Origin of the sequence: Kitasatospora sp. NPDC127067 (assembly GCF_042724755.1) — a bacterium.
GTDB classification, from domain to species: Bacteria; Actinomycetota; Actinomycetes; order Streptomycetales; family Streptomycetaceae; genus Kitasatospora; species Kitasatospora lactacystinica.
In genome coordinates, this window is the sequence record NZ_JBHXEM010000161.1 from 1 (window position 1) to 17,297 (window position 17,297).

The 17,297-nt window shown below is 73.0% G+C and carries 17 protein-coding genes and 1 pseudogene; 15 read left to right on the forward strand and 3 right to left on the reverse strand.

Translation table 11 applies throughout. The annotated features are described in order from the left end of the window. Positions 1-194: 194 nt before the first annotated feature. On the reverse strand, positions 195-1,601 hold the full coding sequence (locus tag ACFWJ4_RS36920) for a hydrolytic protein (RefSeq protein ID WP_380552507.1): 1,407 nt from the start codon (positions 1,599-1,601) through the stop codon (positions 195-197). A gap of 215 nt (positions 1,602-1,816) precedes the next feature. Here ACFWJ4_RS36920 and ACFWJ4_RS36925 point away from each other — a divergent pair, with 215 nt between their 5' ends. Further along, positions 1,817-2,554 carry a response regulator transcription factor gene (locus ACFWJ4_RS36925; RefSeq protein ID WP_380552510.1) on the forward strand — a complete coding sequence of 246 codons (738 nt, stop codon included), beginning with the start codon at positions 1,817-1,819 and terminating at the stop codon, positions 2,552-2,554. Between the two features lie 61 nt (positions 2,555-2,615). Here the strand turns inward: ACFWJ4_RS36925 and ACFWJ4_RS36930 are convergent, their stop codons facing one another. Both ACFWJ4_RS36930 and ACFWJ4_RS36935 read right to left on the reverse strand, forming a co-directional pair. Next, complete coding sequence (locus ACFWJ4_RS36930; protein WP_380552513.1) at positions 2,616-2,816, reverse strand: DUF397 domain-containing protein; 201 nt, start codon at positions 2,814-2,816, stop codon at positions 2,616-2,618. Next, positions 2,813-3,766 (reverse strand): helix-turn-helix transcriptional regulator, encoded by a 954-nt coding sequence (locus tag ACFWJ4_RS36935; protein ID WP_380552515.1) that lies wholly within the window; start codon positions 3,764-3,766, stop codon positions 2,813-2,815. Before ACFWJ4_RS36935 ends, ACFWJ4_RS36930 begins: the two co-directional genes overlap by 4 nt. Before the next feature lie 171 nt (positions 3,767-3,937). On the opposite strand from ACFWJ4_RS36935, the gene ACFWJ4_RS36940 reads away from it, so the two are divergent. The 14 genes and pseudogenes from ACFWJ4_RS36940 to ACFWJ4_RS37005 all read left to right on the forward strand — a co-directional run. Further along, complete coding sequence (locus ACFWJ4_RS36940) at positions 3,938-4,306, forward strand: ATP-binding protein (RefSeq protein WP_380552518.1); 369 nt, start codon at positions 3,938-3,940, stop codon at positions 4,304-4,306. Next, positions 4,303-4,563, forward strand: coding sequence for a hypothetical protein (locus tag ACFWJ4_RS36945; RefSeq protein ID WP_380357261.1), 261 nt, complete (start codon positions 4,303-4,305; stop codon positions 4,561-4,563). Before ACFWJ4_RS36940 ends, ACFWJ4_RS36945 begins: the two co-directional genes overlap by 4 nt. After that, a complete protein-coding gene (locus tag ACFWJ4_RS36950) occupies positions 4,551-4,739 on the forward strand; it encodes a hypothetical protein (protein WP_380552521.1) in 189 nt (62 codons plus the stop codon). Before ACFWJ4_RS36945 ends, ACFWJ4_RS36950 begins: the two co-directional genes overlap by 13 nt. A 271-nt stretch (positions 4,740-5,010) precedes the next feature. After that, positions 5,011-5,454, forward strand: coding sequence for a hypothetical protein (locus ACFWJ4_RS36955; RefSeq protein ID WP_380552524.1), 444 nt, complete (start codon positions 5,011-5,013; stop codon positions 5,452-5,454). Between the two features lie 463 nt (positions 5,455-5,917). After that, positions 5,918-6,679, forward strand: coding sequence for a hypothetical protein (locus ACFWJ4_RS36960; RefSeq protein WP_380552527.1), 762 nt, complete (start codon positions 5,918-5,920; stop codon positions 6,677-6,679). A 55-nt stretch (positions 6,680-6,734) separates the two neighbouring features. Next, the gene (locus ACFWJ4_RS36965) at positions 6,735-7,367 is read left to right on the forward strand and encodes an AAA family ATPase (RefSeq protein ID WP_380552530.1); all 633 of its coding nucleotides are present in this window, start codon (positions 6,735-6,737) and stop codon (positions 7,365-7,367) included. A gap of 169 nt (positions 7,368-7,536) precedes the next feature. Further along, a complete protein-coding gene (locus ACFWJ4_RS36970) occupies positions 7,537-10,833 on the forward strand; it encodes a hypothetical protein (protein ID WP_380552532.1) in 3,297 nt (1,098 codons plus the stop codon). Beyond that, the gene (locus ACFWJ4_RS36975; protein WP_380552535.1) at positions 10,830-11,576 is read left to right on the forward strand and encodes a DUF4255 domain-containing protein; all 747 of its coding nucleotides are present in this window, start codon (positions 10,830-10,832) and stop codon (positions 11,574-11,576) included. The genes ACFWJ4_RS36970 and ACFWJ4_RS36975 overlap by 4 nt, the downstream gene beginning before the upstream one ends. After that, positions 11,573-13,801, forward strand: coding sequence for an ATP-binding protein (locus ACFWJ4_RS36980; protein ID WP_380552538.1), 2,229 nt, complete (start codon positions 11,573-11,575; stop codon positions 13,799-13,801). The genes ACFWJ4_RS36975 and ACFWJ4_RS36980 overlap by 4 nt, the downstream gene beginning before the upstream one ends. Before the next feature lie 196 nt (positions 13,802-13,997). After that, the gene (locus ACFWJ4_RS36985; protein ID WP_380552541.1) at positions 13,998-15,530 is read left to right on the forward strand and encodes a phage tail sheath family protein; all 1,533 of its coding nucleotides are present in this window, start codon (positions 13,998-14,000) and stop codon (positions 15,528-15,530) included. A gap of 72 nt (positions 15,531-15,602) precedes the next feature. After that, positions 15,603-16,043 (forward strand): phage tail protein, encoded by a 441-nt coding sequence (locus tag ACFWJ4_RS36990; RefSeq protein WP_030290301.1) that lies wholly within the window; start codon positions 15,603-15,605, stop codon positions 16,041-16,043. Then, positions 16,040-16,522, forward strand: a complete 483-nt coding sequence (locus ACFWJ4_RS36995) for a hypothetical protein (protein WP_359897850.1) — start codon at positions 16,040-16,042, stop codon at positions 16,520-16,522. Before ACFWJ4_RS36990 ends, ACFWJ4_RS36995 begins: the two co-directional genes overlap by 4 nt. After that, a complete protein-coding gene (locus ACFWJ4_RS37000) occupies positions 16,519-16,677 on the forward strand; it encodes a DUF6760 family protein (protein ID WP_359897849.1) in 159 nt (52 codons plus the stop codon). Before ACFWJ4_RS36995 ends, ACFWJ4_RS37000 begins: the two co-directional genes overlap by 4 nt. Before the next feature lie 5 nt (positions 16,678-16,682). Then, positions 16,683-17,297 (forward strand): annotated as a pseudogene (locus tag ACFWJ4_RS37005) (hypothetical protein); the annotation flags it as partial.

The window sequence follows — 17,297 nt, forward strand, 5'->3', positions numbered from 1 at the left end:
TAGGGGAGGCCCGGTTGCCCTCAAGGACCAGGCCGGTTGCCCTCAAGGGACAGATCACGGCTGGTTACCGGCGGGTCGGTTTGGTTCGGACGGGTGCACGATGCAACAGTGTCCGTCGGGTATTGACATGGTCACGGGATGTGAGGGGAGATGCGGGGGGAGCGGGAACTCGGAGACGAACGGGCCGGAAACGTTCAGTTTCCTTGCCGGATGTCGCTCAGGGTCCCGCTGACGTTGAGGAGTTCGTGGCACGTGGGCGCCTGCTTGCCCGAGGCCGGGGTGCCCGGCACCTCGCAGGTCACGCTCGCGGTCACCGCCTGGTCCTCGGGGACCTGGAGGGGAGTCACCCAGTGGTAGTCCTGGTTGCGGAAGGTCTCCAAGGCGATCGTGGTGATGGTCTTGTTGCCGGCCGTGATGGTCACCAGTCCCTGGTCGCCCTGGAAGTTGGCGACCACGAGGTCGGTGATGTCGAAGACCTTGCCGTGCGGAACCTGGTAACTGCCGGTCGCGGCCGCGCCGTTCTCGGTCACGACGTCGATCGTGGCGGAGCTCTGCTGGCCGGTCCCCGGCACCGCCAGGCCGCCCGGACCAGGTCCGCCCTGGCTGCCGGGGCCGGTGGTCGGCTTCCCGGCGCCGGGCTTGGTCTGGCCGCCCGGGGTGCTCCCGTTGGCGGGGCTGCCCGGTGTGTCACCGGCCGGGACACCGGCGGGCGGGGCCGGAGTGGCGTTCTGCTGGGCGACGGCCTTCTCGGCCGCCTGCTTCGCGGAGCTGCGCACCGCCGGGCGGACCAGGGCGAACCACGCCAGCAGCAGCGCGATCAGCGCCGCCAGGAGCGCGAGCAGCCACTTCGGGAAGATCGGCAGCTGGAGGAACTCGCCGTCCAGGAGCGGCTTCTGGACCGGCGTCGGCGCGGTCTCCGGTGCGGCTTCCGGCGCCTTGGCCCCGTCCTTGCCGTCCTTCGCGTCCTTCCCTCCCTTGTCGTCCTTGCCGTCCGCCCGCTCCTCCGGGCCCACCGTCACCTCGAACGGCCAGGTCGCCTGCTTGCCGAACCAGATCAGCTTGCGGGTGCGCGCCTGCACCCGCACCTCCCCGGACTCGCCGGGCTCCAGCCGCAGCTTCTCCGGCGTGACCCGGAACCGCAGGTCCTCACCGGCCTGTCCCGGAGTGAACGTCACCCCGGTGGGAGCGTTGCCGAGGTTGCGCACCGAGGCCCGGTAGCGCCCGCGCAGCCAGCCGCGGCGACGGCGCGGGGCCAGCGCGGCCTGCAGCTCCTGGAACGGCGTCACGGTGACCGTGGCCTCCGGCACCGTCACCAGGTCGGGGCGCTCGACCGGCAGCACCCGGATGCCGAGCGGGAACTCGCCGGCCCGGGTGGCGGGGGAGCGCGGCGGAGCCAGCCGGACCGTCACCGTCTCGGAGGTCCCCGGGTACAGCGACACCCGGGCCGGCTCCACCTTCGTCCAGCCGGCGCAGTCGCCGACCACCTCGAACGTGTAAGCCTCAACGATGTCAAGATCGTTGCGTACCGTCAGGGTCGTGGTGGCCACGCCACCGGGGGCCACCGTCAATGCTGGCAGGCCGAGTTCGGCGGATGTGGTCATAGCGTGACGGTAGGGCCGTACCGCGCCGGAGAAGAGGGCCGTACGGGCAAGCTGGGGGCCACACCCCTTGCCCGTACGGACCGACCGGAGACCCCGCCCGGTCCCGTCGCGGGCCCGGCCCGGCTCCGCGTGACCCGCACCCAAGCCCCCGGCCGGCACCGCCTCGCGGTGCCCGGCCGTCACCCTCGCAGGCACTTGCAGAATGGAGCAGTTCGATGACGTCGACCGATACAACCCGTGAGGAAGCCGTCACAGCCCGCCGGACCACGGTGGCGCCGAAGCCCGCCGGCGCCGCCGTCCCGCGCGTACCCGCCCAACTGCGCGGCAGGCCGGCCCAGGTGCGGGTGGCGGTCTACGCGGAGGACCTCATCCTGCAGACCGGCGTGGTCCAACAGCTGCGCCAGCGGCCCGAGGTGGAGCTGCTGAGCGAGAGCGAGGCCGGGCAGGCAGAGGTCTCCCTGCTGGTGGTGGACTCGTTGACGGAGGCGGTGACCGAGCACCTGCGGCGGCTGCGGCTCGCGACGTCGGGCCGGATAGGCCTGGTGGTGGGCCACTTCGAGGCCGGCGGGCTGCAGACCATCGTGGAGAACGGGGTCGCCGCCGTACTGCGGAGGTCCGAGGCCGACCAGGACCGGCTGGTGCACCTGATCACGGCCCTCGCCAACGGCGAAGGTGTGATGCCCGGCGACCTGCTGGGCGAGCTGCTCGACCGGATCGGGATCCTCCAGCGCACCATGCTGGACGGGCGGGGCCTGACCCTCTCGACCTTAACCGCGCGGGAGGCGGAGATGCTGAAGCTGGTGGCGGAGGGCTTCGACACCAGCGAGATCGCCGCCAAGACCTCGTACTCCGAGCGGACGGTGAAGAACGTGCTGCACGAGATCATCACCCGCCTGGGACTGCGCAACCGCGCCCACGCCGTGGGGTACGCGATGCGGCGCGGCCTGATCTGATGGCCGCGGTGCCTCGCCCGGCCTGCTGGGCGGGCGAGGCACCGAGTGGAGCGGGGAGTGCTCAGAGGAGCCCGAAGTCGAACTCCCCGTCGGCGACGGCAGCGATGAAGGATGAGTGGGCCGCGCCGTCGAAGGCCAGCGCGGGCCCGGAAGGATCCTTCGAGTCGCGGATGAAGGAGATCGGTCCGCCTGGGATGGCAACCTCGACACAGTTGTCGTCTCCGCCGCTGTAGCTGGACTTCTTGAAGGTCGGAGGGGTCACTTGATCCTGTCTCTCTGTGCGGTGATGAAGGCGAGCGAGGAGTCGACGGACATGGCTTCTGCTGTGATCTCCTGGAATTTCGCCCTGCAGAGCTCCACATCGCCTGGATCCTCGACCCACAAGCTGCTCAGCATCCCTTCGACCAGGACGACATCGAGGTCCTTCCGCTGCGGGAATCCCATGAGCGTGAACGCTCCGTACATTCCCGGGTGGACTGCCGCGCTGATCGGCATGACCTGGATGTTGATGTTGGACAGGCCGCTGAGTGTCAGCAGCCTGTCCAGCTGCGGGACCATGATCTCGGGGCGGTTTGCGTTCGAGCAGAGGGCCGCCTCATGGATGACGGCCCATACTTGTACGGGGTTCGGGCGCGTCAGAATGGACTGGCGCGCCATTCGGACCTGAACCAGGTCCTCAACAGTCCCACCAGACCGGTTGCGCAGGCGTTCGATGATGATGCGCGCGTATTCGGGGGTCTGGAAGAGACCGGGAACGAAGGCCGGCTCGTATGTCCTGTAGGTGGTGGCGTCGGCTTCCAGAAGGATCAGATCGTTCGCTGTGGCGTTGATGACGTCGCGATAGCTCAGCCACCAGCCGCGCTTGCTTCCGTCCTTTGTGATGGCGATCAATCCGGCTCGATAGTCCTCGTCGTCGCATCCGTAGTAGTCGAGGAGCTTGATGACGTCCTCGATCTTGGCTGCGGTGTGGGCGGTCTCGATCCGAGTGAGCTTGGGCTGGCTCATCCCGGTGGCTTCCGCGACCACCTCGGCGGTGAGCTTCCGTTCCTCACGGAGCTTCCGCAGTTCGCCGCCGAGCCTTCGCCGGCGAACAGTCGAGACTGCCATGGTGTCCCCTCCTGAGCTGTCAGTTGACCAGTTTGCCCGCGTGATGGGCGCCAGCGCTACCAACAACTGGCCGTCAAGGCAGCCGAATTCAGGTTCGATTTGCATATATGCGAACTCCGATAGCGGAGTTGCGCTGTGCATCGCATAGGCCCCATGCTGAGCGTAGCGGGTCGTGTGCACTGCGTATGCGACGGCCTGTGACCTCGTCGTTTCCTCGGGCTTATCTGCCGGGGTGCGGCGATGAACGATCCACTTCGCCCCCACGGAGGTTCCTTCGTGTCTCCCCTTGGACTCCCCCCTGACTGGTCGGCCGCGCGCGAGGAGTTGCGCGAGGCCACGGCGCGCGCCGGGTGGAAGCCCGACCTGGTCGCCGATGCCGAACTCGCTCTCCTCGAACTGTTCGTCAATGCCTGGCGCCACGGCGGCAGTGCGGCGCCGCTCGTCGTCATCGCGGTGCTCGACCACGTTCTCCGGGTCTCCGTCAGTGACGGGAGCCCCATCGTCCCGATCCAGCGCGACGGCTCCGACCTGCTCGCGGTCTCCGGCCGGGGCCTGCGCCTCGTCCGTTCCCTCACCGACCGCTTCGGTACGGAGCCCCGGAAGTCCGGGAAGTCCTGCTGGTTCGAGTTGGACGCCGCCGCGTGACCGCCGATCACCGCCGCCCGACCGGGCCGGCCGACGCGATCATGCGGACCTACACCGAGCCCGAGGTCGCCTCGTTGCTCGACGAACTCCACTCCCGCGGCCGTAAGTTCGGTCTGATCTGGCCTGCCCTGGCCACGGACCGGGTGGTCGACGGCCGCGTCCTGGTCCGCTTCGGCGCCGCTCCGGCCAGTACCGTCCTCAACCTCCTCGCGATCCTCCGTCACTACGACAAGGCCGAGGCCCCGTGCGACTCCTGATCGACCTCGTCCTTCCTCTCCTCCTGCTCCTCGCCATCGCCGTCGTGGGCCTCGGCGCGGTCGCCGTCCTGCGGATGCCCCACCGCCCGGACCCCATCTCGACCCCCGCCCCCGTCCCCGACCCCGCGCCCGTCCCCGACCGGGACCGCAACGAGGACCGTCAACCCGTGGCCTGAAGCCCCACCCCGCCCACGCCGCCCGGCCGGACCCGCCGGGCGGCGCAGGCATGCGCAGGAAGTCGACCCCGCCGACTTCCTGAGCAACAGACTTCTCCCACCCCGGCCCGGTACTGCTCGAACCGCTGCCGATGTCACCCGATGACCGCCCCACGCCGGTCTACGGCCCGGACCGCGGCATGTGAGCGACGCGAGCGCTTCGACCTGACGACGAACGCCCCCTGGAGCGCTCGTTCGCGATGGACCGTTCCGCTCACCGTAGTCTCGTGCCGTGGTCGACGAACATGGGGCAACCGACGCCTTCAAGAACCGGTGCGCGAATGCGGCGCGGACACTGGAATCCTGCATCAGCTACTTCATCGAGCGCATCTCCCTGGACGAGTCCAACGAGGACCGCAAGGACCACACACTGGACGTATGGCTGCGCGAGGGGCCGTGGAAGCCCGATGCGGTGATCTCGCTGTCAAATCTCCACTCGGTCCGCCGATGGGAACCCGGCCTGTGTCCCTCTTTCATCGACGGAATCTCCCTCGTGCACCTGCCGAGGCTGCCGGTGCCGTGGCCCGGCGAGGCGGTCGGCCGGCTCGATCGCTCCGAGGGTCTGCCCGAACTGGTCTGGCTGAGGATCGCCGGGCCTGTCGAAGTCGATGCTGTCGCCGCTGTCGTGACCGTTTACCAGGCCCAGAGCGACGATGCGGCCTCCGTACTCCGGTGACGGGCTGAAGCCGCTCGACTGCTGGGGCAGCAGCCAGACTTCGGTGAGACGGGTCCACCGCTCGGGCGACGTCGGTGCGGGGCACCCGACGCCCGCTGCGGAGGCGCGGCCGGGACATGGCCAGACAGGTACTTCGCGACCGTGCGGGGGTTCGGCCCGGTCTCCTGCGCGATTTGCCGCCTGCTCATCGCGCCGGAGTCGTGCAGTGCGCGAAACCGCCTCGACTTCAGCCGGCGATGCGGGTCCAAGACCACCGTCAACCGCCTCCCTGCCGCCCGAACCGACGACAGCTGACTCACGGACAACAACCTTTCACCGCATCGACTTTGGTGCACAGTCACTCGGGCGAGGTGGCGCATGGGGTGGGAGGAGGCATTCCTGGGCTGGTCGGGCCGACCGGCGGACCGGTAGCGTAGTGATCTTCGCCAGGGGCAGGTCGGCGGAGTCCTGAAGGTGAACGCCGATGACCGACGTGTACGTCCGACGTGCGGAGCTGCGCCTCGACGCGGCCCTGGAGGGCCTCGCTCTCGTCCTTCGAGGGGCGACCGCGCTCCCGGAGGAGCGCAACTGCGAGTGCCATTGGGGCAGCGCCGAAGAGCTCGCCCTCCTCAAGGTGCCGGGCGTGCGGCTCGATCCCGACCTCCTCCGGCGGACCTGGCAGGCCCCCGACTGGAGCGACCACGGCTCGGTGCTCCGCCGTGTCCTGCCTCAGCTTGCGTGCGCCGTCGTCGACAGCCGGTCCGAGTCGTCCCGGTACCAGGACGAGATCGGTCTCTCGCTCGCCCGCGGGCGCTGGCAGGAGTGGCCCCGGGAGCAGGCCGCGGCCGTGCGGGAGTTCCTGCACGCGTTCTGGGCGCACAGCCTCGTCACCCCCGACCCCCTCGCGGACGCGCACGAGACGCTCGTCCTGTGCGTCGAGGCGTCCGGCGAACTGAGCCCCTGGCTCGACGTCTGGGAGGCGCTGGAGCATCCGGCGGCCGACCGGAACCTCGCGGAGGCCGTCGACGCGTGGGACTACGACCTGCTCGTCGACCGGCTCCCCTGGAGGACCCGGCACGACAAGGACGCCATGGTGGCCGTGCTCACCGCATGGCTCACCCGCCACGCCCCCGCCCGGCTGAGGGCGCACAACGCACCGGAGGACCTGCTCCACCGTCTGAGGCTGATCGGCCTCACCGGCCCCGCCCGCTGGGACGATCCGCATTGGCCCCACTACAGCTACTGACCATGGGGGTGGTGCTCCCGGGCCGAGCGCTGCCGGGCGGAGTTAGGGTCTCCGCATGCTCCTGTGGATCAACGGCCCGTTCGGCGCCGGCAAGACTCAGACCGCGCACGAGATCCGGTGGCGCCTTCCCGGCAGTGTCATCTGCGACCCCGAGCACGTGGGTTTCGGCCTGCACCGGATGATGCCGCCGTCGCTGCGCGGGGACTTCCAGGATCTTCCCGCCTGGCGGCAAGGTGTCGTCGACGTGCTGGACCGAGTCCTCACCGATCACGACGGTGTGGTGCTCGCGCCGATGACGGTCGTGGAGCCGGTGTACTTCCGGGAGACCGTCGGTCGGTTGCGGGAACGCGGCCATGACGTCCGCCACTTCACCTTGCTGGCCGAGCGCGCCACGGTGCTGCGACGGCTGCGCGAGCGCGGGTTCGGGCACGTGGTGCAGTTCGTGGCCGGGAAGGACGCCCCGCTGCGCCGGGAGAGCTTCGCCGTGTCGAAGCTGGACCTGTGCCTGGAGCGTTTGCGCGAGGAGGAGTTCGCCCAGCACGTGTGGACCGACCGGCTGACGGTCGCCCAGGTGGCCGACCGCATCGCCGCCGCTTCGGGGCTGACGCTCGCTCCGAACACCGATGGCGTTCTCCGGGGGCGAGTCCGTCGGGCCTGGACAGGGGTCCGGCACATCCGGTTCGACTGAGCCCCGGTGGCGGAGGCGCGCACGGGAAGTCGGCCGGGCCGACTTCTCACGCGAGGTGCGGGCGGGCTGCCCTTCGGGGACACCGGTTGTTTCCCCCGCCGAGGGTGCCCGGGCTCTCCCGCGGCGCGCCCTCGACGGGGAGACTGCGGGCAGACCGCCCCTGCAACCTGTGAGGTCGAGCGTGATCGGCGCCACCGCCACCCCCCGCTCCGTCCGGCGGCCGGCCAGGGCCGCCGTCGCGGTGCTGCTCGCGCTCGCGGCGGCCCTGGCGACCCTGGCCGGCGCCGCCCCCGGGGGGAAGGTCACCGCCGCCCCGGTGGCCGCGGTCGACCCGGCGGCCGGGCGGATCGTCTTCGCCGGCACCAACCACCGCGGCCTCGGCAAGGTGACCGGTGCGGAGTCCAGCACCCCGTTGTTCGGGCCCGGCCCGGTCCACTTCGACCAGGACCCGTCGGCCCGCGGCGACGAACTGGTCTTCACCAGCCTGCGGGACGGCCCGCTGCCCCAGGTGTACCTGCGCGACGCGTCCGGCGCGGTGCGCCGGCTCACCACCGGCATGGACACCGCCCATCCCGCGCTGGCCCCGGACGGCAAGGGCGTCGTCTTCGAGTCGCTGGAGCCCCGCGCCGGAGGCGGCAGTCCCCAGAAGGTCCTGTGGGCGGTCGACCGGGACGGCAGCGGACTGCGCCGGATCACCGACGGCGCGGCCGACGAGACCCACCCGACGGTCTCGCCGGACGGCAAGTGGATCGCGTACTCCTGCGCCGGCGAACCGGATCACCGGCAGATCTACCTGCGGCCGTTCGAGGGCGGCGCCCCGGTCAAGGTCACCAACGTGACCAGCGGGGACGCGGTCGACCCGACCTGGAACCCGCTGAACGACGACGCCCACCGCAACGAGATCGTCTACACCTGGGACCAGGGCGCCCAGGGCCGGACCCTGATGCTCACCTCGCCGACCGGCGGCGACAAGGCCTTCTTCCCCGGCACCGGCTCCACCTGGAAGACCGGCTCCGCCGCCTGGATGGCCGACGGCACCGGTGTGCTCTTCCTCAGCGCCGACCTGCTCGACCCCAACAACCCGAGCCCGCAGCCCGACCCGTCCCAGCCGCCGGTGGTGAACCTCTACCGCGCGCTCACCTGCAACTGCGACGCGCCCCGACTGCTCTACCGCGCCAACCGGCTGATCGCCGCACCGGCCTGGCTGGGAACCCAGAACGAGGGCGGCCCCGTCGTCGAGCAGACCAGCGCCGCCGGCGCCAACGTGGCCGACGTCCAGGACGTCCGCCCCGACGGGGGCGACCCGCGCGACCTCGGCATCAGCGTGCTCCGGGAGGACCCGGCCGCCGGAAGCAACACCAGCACCGACCCCGGCGCCGACCCGCTCTTCCACCCCCGTCCCGGCTTCGACCCGTGGTTCGAGCGCCAGACCTACACGCCCGACGGCCGGCAGATCGTGGTGACCCGCTACGAGGACGGCCCCGCCGGACGGATCCAGCGGATCTGGCTCGCCGACGCCGACGGGGCGAACCCGCAGCCGATGAACCTCGCCGGGCGCGGCCCGAACGACCGGGACACCGACCCGTCGATCTCCCCGGACGGCAGGCTGGTCGTGTTCAGCCGCAGCGCCCCGGCCACCGGCGAGCAGCCGGCCCGGCCCGGGCGAGTCCTGGTCGCCGAGTTGGCCACGGGGCGGATCGTCGGTACCGTCCAGCCGCCGGCCGGGCAGCGCGGCGCCTCCGACGGCCAGCCGTTCTGGTCCCCCGACGGCAAGCTGATCGCCTTCTCCCGGACGGCGGTGGTCAACGAGAACGCCGGCAACCTGCACGTCTGGACCGTCGCCGCCGACGACCTCACCCGGCAGACCGACCTCAGCCGGACGGCCTGCCCGGGCAGCTGCAACGTCATCGACGACAGTCCCGCCTTCGCCCCCGACGGCCGCCGCATCGCCTTCAACCGCAAGGCCGGTGACGGCGGGAACAACCAGCAGGACGGGGTGGTGGTCACCACGCCGACCGGCGAGGGCTGCACGGTGGTCGTGCCCACCGGGCTCGGCCAGGGCGCCTGCACCCGGCCGCTGCCCGACCGCCCCACCACCGGGCCCTTCCAGCCCCGCGACGTCGCCTGGACGGCGAACAGCGCCCAGCTGGTGCTGACCTCCCGCCGCGCCGCGCCGCCGAGCTCACCGGAGGGGCTCAAGGTCTACGACTTCGCGACCGCCCAGCTCACCGAGCTCGACTGGCGGCTGCCGGGGCGCCAGAAGGAGCCGGCCGTCCAGCAGTCCGTCGACCTGGCGGTCAGCGTGCCCGAGCGGACCCCGGCCGTCCCCGTCGACGGCAGCACCGAGGTGACCGTCACCGTCACCAACAAGGGCCCCGCGCCCTCGCCCGGCACCGCCCTCACCGTCTCGGTGCCGACCGGCGCCCGGCTCGACAAGCTGACCACCCCGACCGGATCGTGCGACGCCGCCGCGCTGCGCTGCGAGCTCGGCACCCTGACCCCGCGCCAGGTGGTCCGGATCAAGGCCACCCTGACGGGCACCCGGCCCGGTGTCCCGGACTTCGGCTGGAGCGTCACCGGGACGGTCGTCGACCCGAACCCCGACGACGACTTCGCCCGGACCTTCCTGCCGGTGCTGGAGCCGCCGACCCCGTCACCGACCCCCACCCCGTCGCCGACCGCCACCCCGTCGCCGACCGCCTCACCGAGCCCGACCCCGAGCCCGACACCCATGCCCAGCCCGACCGCCACGCCCAGCCCGACACCCACGCCCACCACCACCCCCGTACCGCCGCCGCCCCCGGCACCCGCCCCGCCGCCCCAGGCCGGCCCCGCGGTCGCGGTCGACGCCCAGCCGAACCCCGGCTACGTCGGCGGCCACGTGACCGTCAGCTACACGGTGCGCAACACCGGTCAGGCCCTCGCCACCGGTCTGCGCCTGACCCTCGGCCTGCCGGCCGGAGTGCCCACCGAGGCCCTGCCCCCCGGCTGCCGGAACGGCACCTGCACGGTGAGCGACCTGGCCCCGGGCCGCAGCGCGGTGGTCCGGGTGGTGCTCTCGCCCGTGGCGGCGCTGGACACCACCATCACCGCGGAACTGACCACCACCGGCACCGACGCCACCCCGGGACCGCACCGGGCGAGCACCCCGCTGCGCATCCTCCAGCCCCGCATCGTCGCGGTGCCGCCGATCGGCAAGCCCGGCTTCGTGACCTCGGTGCGCGGCGTGGACTTCCCGCCCGGCGCGCCGGTCCGGTTCACCTGGAAACCCGGCCTCACCGCCGCGGCCGCGCCCACCCGCCCGAAGGGCGACGGGACCTTCGCCGGCCAGCTGCTCATCCTCCCCAAGGACGAGACCGGCCCGCGCACCATCACCGCCGAGGGCCCCGGATTCTCCCCGGTGACCTGCCCCTTCCTGGTGGTGGAGGGCAGCATCGGCCCGCCCGGGGAGGTGGAGCGGCGGTGATCCACGAGGTCGACGAGGCGCTGCGACAGCTGCTCGCCGAGACCGGTCTGCCCGAGCGCGGGATCGACGTGGTCTTCGACGCGCCCACCCGGGACTTCGCGGCCCGGCGCAACGCGCCCACGGTCAGCGTCTACCTGTACGGGCTGCGCGAGGACACCGGCCGCCGGCAGGCCGGCACCGTCGCGGAGTACGACGCGGACGGCCTGGTGACCGGCCACCGCCCCGCGCCCCGCTGGTTCGAGCTGGCCTACCTGGTCACCGCCTGGACCAACCGGCCGCAGGACGAACACCGGCTGCTGGCCGAGGTGCTGCAGTGCCTGACGACCACCGACACGCTGCCCGCCCGGCTGCTCACCGGCACGCTCGCCGAGCTCGGACTGACCGTCGGGCTGGACATCGCGGGGCGCGACACCGGCCTGCCGTCGGTGTCCGACGTCTGGTCCTCGCTCGGCGGGGAACTGCGGCCCTCGGTCGACCTCCGGGTGCTCGCCCCGCTGCCCGGCGGACGCAGCCCGGCAGGGCCGCCGGTCACCGAGGGGCTGGTGCTGCACGCCGGCGACACCACCAACGCCGGCGACACCGCCAACGCCGGCGACACCGCCCCGGCCGGCCCGCCGCCCGCCGACGGCCCGGGCCGCCGGCTGCGCTACCAGGGCGCCGGGGACCCCGGACCGGACGGCTTCGCCGCGCCCCGGGAACGCGGGCTGCCGCCCGGCCGCCGGGCCCGGGGCAGGGCGCGATGAGCCTCGACCTCGACCGGGCCCCGGAGGCAGCCTCGGCGGCCGACGGCGCAGCGCCCGGTCTGACCCACGACGGGCCGTCAGGACCGGGCGACAGCGCACCGTTCGGTCCGGCCCCCGACCAGCTCTGGGAGCGGCTGCACCGGGTCGAACGGCGGGTCCGCGCCGTGGTGCGCGAGCGCCGGGCCGACGACCCGGACCCGGACGACCCGTACCGCGGCCAGTACCTCGGCCCGGAGGCGGTGGAGCGCATCCTGGCGGCCTCCGCCGCGGTGCACCGGAGCGCCCCGGACCCCGGCGACGGCCCGGCGCCGCCGCCCGGCTCCCGGCTCGGGCGGCTCAGCGCCGCCTTCGGGCTGCTCCCGGTCGACCTCGACCTGCTGCTGGTGGCGCTGGCCCCGGATCTCGACTCCCGCTTCGAGCAGCTCTACGGCTACCTCAACGACGACCTGACCCGCCGCCGGGCGACCATCGGCCTGGCCCTCGGCCTGTGCGGACTGCCCGGGGCCGGCGCCGGCCGCTTCCGGTTCTCCGTCCGGGCCCCGCTGATCGCCGGCGGCCTGCTGGAGATCACCGAGCCGGACCGCCCGCTGCTCTCCCGCACCCTGCGGGTCCCGGACCGGGTGACGGCCCATCTGCTCGGCGACGACGAGCCGGACGGCACCCTCGCCGGGCTGGCCCGCCGCGTCGGGCCCGGGCGCCGCTCCCACCAGTCCCTCGAACAGCTGCGCGTCCTGGCCGCGGACGGCGGCCTGGTGCACCTGCTGGACCGGGGCGGGCACGCCGGCCCGCTCGCGGTGGCCGCCCTCGCGGCCGACGGCCCGCCGCCCCTGGTGGTCGACGCCGCCGCGCTCGCCGCCCGCCCGCCGGAGGCCACCGTACGGGTGCTCGCCCGTGAGGCGCGGCTGGGCGGGGGCGGCGTGGTGCTCGGACCGCTGGACCGGTTCGAACCCGAACGGCCCGAGCGGGCCGCGCTGCTGCGCGAGCTGTGTGCGGAACTCGCCGGTGTCCCGCTGATGGTGCACGGCCCGCAGGTCTGGGACCCGGCCTGGGCGGCGCGGAGCCCGGTGGTGCTCACCGTCCCGCCGCCGGACGCGCGTGACCGGGCCGGGCAGTGGGCCCGCGCGCTGGGTGCGGAGCCGGGTGCTTCGGAGCCGCGTGGGGAGTCGGGCGAGGTGCCGGGCCAGGAGTCGGGCGAGGTGCCGGGCCAGCAACCGGGCGAGGAGTTGCCGGAGGAGCTGGCCGAGGCGGTGGCCGCCTACCGGCTGGACCAGGAGCAGCTGGCCCGCGCCGCCTCGGTCGCGGCCCGGACGGCGGCCGCCGAGCGGCGCCCGGTCCGGGCCGAGGACCTGCGCACGGCGGTGCGGGCGCAGAACGCCGCCGGCCTGGCCCGGCTCGCCCGCCGGATCGAGCCCGCGGTCGGCTGGTCCGACCTCGTCCTGCCCGCTCCCACCGCGGGCCGGCTGCGCGAGCTCGTGCTGCGCGCCCGGCACCGCGACCAGGTGCTCGGACAGTGGCGGATGCGCCCGGGCGGCGGCCGCGGCAACGGTGTGATCGCCCTGTTCGCCGGGGAGTCCGGCACCGGCAAGACGATGTCGGCCGAGGTGGTCGCCGCCGAACTCGGCATGGAGCTGTACGTGGTGGACCTCTCCACCGTGGTGGACAAGTACATCGGCGAGACCGAGAAGAACCTGGAGCGGATCTTCACCGAGGCCGCGCAGGTGAACGGCGTCCTGCTGTTCGACGAGGCGGACGCGCTGTTCGGCAAGCGCTCGGAGGTCAAGGACTCCCGGGACCGCCACGCCAACGTGGAGACGGCCTACCTGCTCCAGCGGATGGAGTCCTTCGACGGGATCGCCGTGCTGACGTCCAATCTGCGGGCCAACCTCGACGAGGCGTTCACCCGGCGGCTGGACGTCATCGCCGAGTTCCCGCTGCCGGACGAGGCGCAGCGTCGCCTGCTCTGGGACCGCTGCCTGGGGCCGCTGGTGCCCCGCGGCGACGACCTCGACCTGGACTTCTGCGCCCGGAACTTCGAGCTCACCGGCGGCTCCATCCGGGCCTGCGCGGTCTCCGCGGCGTATCTGGCCGCCGGGACGGGCGCCCCGCTGGGGATGGCGCAGCTGGTCTCCGCGGTGGTCGGCGAGTACCGCAAGCTCGGCCGGCTGGTGCTGGCGAGCGAGTTCGGGCCGTGGCTGGGCGCGCTCGGGGACACCGGGCACGGCTGACCGCCCCCGGGACGGCGGGGCGGCGGGGGCGGCCCGGGACGTCCGGGACGCCTGTGCGGACGTCCGGCGGTGTCCGCCGGGGGCAGCGGTTCCTGCCCCCGGTCCGGGACCTGCGGACATGTTTCCGGGTGACGTCCGGGCAGCAGACTCGGGGGCGAATGACCGGCGCAATGCTTGACCAGCCGAAGGAGCGCGTATGCCGTCGTACCTCACCCCGGGCGTGTACGTGGAGGAGGTCCAGTCCGGTGCCCGGCCGATCGAGGGCGTCGGCACGGCCGTCGCCGCGTTCGTCGGCTTCGCCGAGACCGGGCCCTTCCACGAGCCCACACTGGTGACCAACTGGGACCAGTACGTCCAGCGGTTCGGCGGCTTCACCGAGGGCACCTACCTGGCGCACTCGGTGTACGGCTTCTTCGCCAACGGCGGCGGCTCCGCCTACGTGGTGCGGGTCGGCGACCCGGCCCGGCAGGCGCCCGGCGCCGCCCCCGCGGTCACCGCGGCCCCGCCCGTCGAGATCGCCGGGTTCCTCTTCTCCGCCCGGCCGGGCGCGGGCGCCGAGGTGTCCGTCGAGGTCGCCGACCCGGAGGGGGAGAACGTCCCCGAGGACCGTTTCCGGCTGCTGGTGCGCCGGGGCGCGGAGGTCGCCGAGACCTACGACGTCTCGACCCGCAAGAGCACCAAGGGCTACGTCGTCACCCAGCTGCGCGAGTCGAAGCTGGTCGCCGTCGCCGAACAGCCCGGCACCGCGCCGAGCCGCCCGGAGCGCCGCACCCACGCCCTGGCCGCCGCGCCCGCGCCGGCCGCGGCCCCGGTGGGCCGGCTCGACCCCGCCGAGTACGTCGGCGACGCCGCCGCCCGGACCGGCTTCGGCGGCCTGGAGGCGATCGACGAGATCACCATGGTCGCGGTGCCCGACCTGATGAGCGCCTACCAGCGCGGCGACCTCGACGACGAGGGCCTGCGCACCGTCCAGCTGGCGGTGATGTCGCACTGCGAGCAGATGGGCGACCGGATCGCCGTCCTGGACCCGCCGCCCGGCCTCAACGCCCAGCGGATGCGCACCTGGCGCAACGACGAGGCGGGCTTCGACTCCCGCTACGCCGCGCTCTACTACCCGTGGATCAAGGTGTTCGACCCGGCGAGCGGCCGCAACGTGCTGGTCCCGCCGAGCGGGCACGTCGCCGGGGTGTGGGCGCGCAGCGACGCCGAGCGAGGCGTGCACAAGGCACCCGCCAACGAGGTCATCCGCGGCGCGGTGGACCTGGAGCTGCGCCTGAGCAAGGGCGAGCAGGACCTGCTGAACCCGATCGGCGTCAACTGCGTCCGGGCCTTCCCCGGGCGCGGCATCCGGATCTGGGGCGCGCGCACCCTCTCCTCCGACCCGGCGTGGCGCTACCTGAACGTGCGCCGGCTCTTCAACTACCTGGAGGAGTCGATCCTCCTGGGGACCCAGTGGGTGGTCTTCGAACCCAACGACGACCGGCTGTGGTCCAGCATCCGCCGGAACATCACCGCGTTCCTCACCGAGGAGTGGCGGCGCGGGGCCCTGTTCGGGCAGACCGCGGCCGAGGCCTTCTACGTCAAGTGCGACCGCGACAACAACCCGCCGGAGTCCATCGACCTCGGCCAGGTGATCTGCGAGATCGGCGTCGCCCCGGTGAAGCCCGCGGAGTTCGTGGTGTTCCGGCTGTCCCAGTTCTCCGACAGCACGAGCCTCGTCAACGAGTGACCGGCCCGGTCGGCACCACACCCCTCGGCGCCACTCCTCGGCACCCCTCGCATCGGAAGGTGACACAAACCCATGGCTGAAGGCGATCCGCTCTCCACACATATCTTCGGCGTCCAACTCGGCGGCTACAACGTCGAGTCCGTCAAGGAGATCAGCAACCTGACGGTCGAACAGGACGTCGTCGAGTACAAGCAGGTGACCCAAGAGGGCAAACTGATCGTCCGCAAGCAGCCCGGCGCCCGGCTCCCCGGCGAGGTGACCATCACCCGCGGCCTGGACAAGAGCGGCGCGTTCACGGACTGGATCAAGGAGACCCTCAACAACGGGGCGATCAACACCGCGCGGCAGAACCTCACCATCGAGGTCAAGGACACCACCGGTGCCACCCTGCGGCGCATCCAGCTGACCAACGCCTGGGCGAGCCGCTGGGAGGGCCCCACCCTCAGCGCCGGCGAGTCCAGCGCCGCCACCGAGACCGTGACCATCGTGTTCGAGGAGATCTCGGTCGAGTGAGGCGGAAGATCGGCCTGGAGGAGCTGCTGGAACGGGCTCCGGCCCCGCAGAACACCGCGCCGCCGCAGCAGGCCCCGGCGGCAGCGGCGGCGCAGCCCCGGGCGCGGGCGCCGCACACCGAGTTCGAGTTCGAGCTGCCGCTCGGCTACGTCGACGACGAGGGCACCGTGCACCGGCACGGTGCCATGCGCCTGGCCACCGCCCGCGACGAGCTGATGCCGCAGATCGACCTGCGGGTCAAGGAGAACCCGGCGTACCTCAGCGTGGTGCTGCTCAGCCACGTGATCACCAGGCTGGGCGACATCACCGACGTGCACGCCGGGGTCGTCGAGCGGATGTACGCCACCGACGTGGCCTTCCTCCAGGACCTCTACCAGCGGATCAACAGCGAAGGCCACACGCGCGCCGCGGTGACCTGCCCGCACTGCGACGGCGCCTTCGAGGTCGACCTCGCCGGTGGGCGCCTGGGGGAATCGTGACGTACGCGCCTGCTCGGCTGTACGAGGAGATCGCGTACATCGCCTTCCACTTCCACTGGCAGCGGGAGGACATCCTCGACCTGACCCACCGTGAACGCGGGCAGTGGGTCAGAGAGATCGCGCGGCTCAACACCCGCATCAGCGAAGGCGGGTGAGCCGGGTGGGGCTTCGGGACTGGATCGGCCGCCGCAGGGGCGGCGAGGGCGCGGTCAACGGTGCCGTTTCCGGTGCCGCCTCCGATGACACGGAGGCGGCCCGGGGCACGGGCGAGGCCGCTCGGCGGCGCCCGGCGGCCGGGGACGGGGGCTGGCGCGCGGTCGCGCCGCTGGTCCCGACCCTGGCCGGGCCGGCCCACGGCGTCAGCGACGGCCTGAGGTTCCGCTCCCGGCTCACCGCGTGGCAGGACCCCTCGCTCTGCGGTCCGCTCGGCCACGCGGTCCTGCCGACCGCCCCGGTCGGCATCCTGCGGGCGGTGGCGAGGCCGGGCGCCCCGGCCCCCGTCCGCACAGGCGGGGACGAGCTGGTCGTGCCGGTCATGCCGGTAGTCCCGAGCGAGGCCGGGGCCGAAGGGCCGCCGGAGAACGGGCAGTCCGGCGCGGCGCCGTCGGCGCGTCAGGCGCGTCCGGTCCAGCGGTCCGTCCGGCTGCGACGGCTTCCGGTGCGGTCCGGGCCGCGCCCCGCCCGCGCGGGCGGGGCCGACTCGCGCGTGGCGGCCGAGCACGCCGACGGCGGTGCGCCGAGGCCCGCCGCGGCGACACCCGGCACGGTGGCGCCC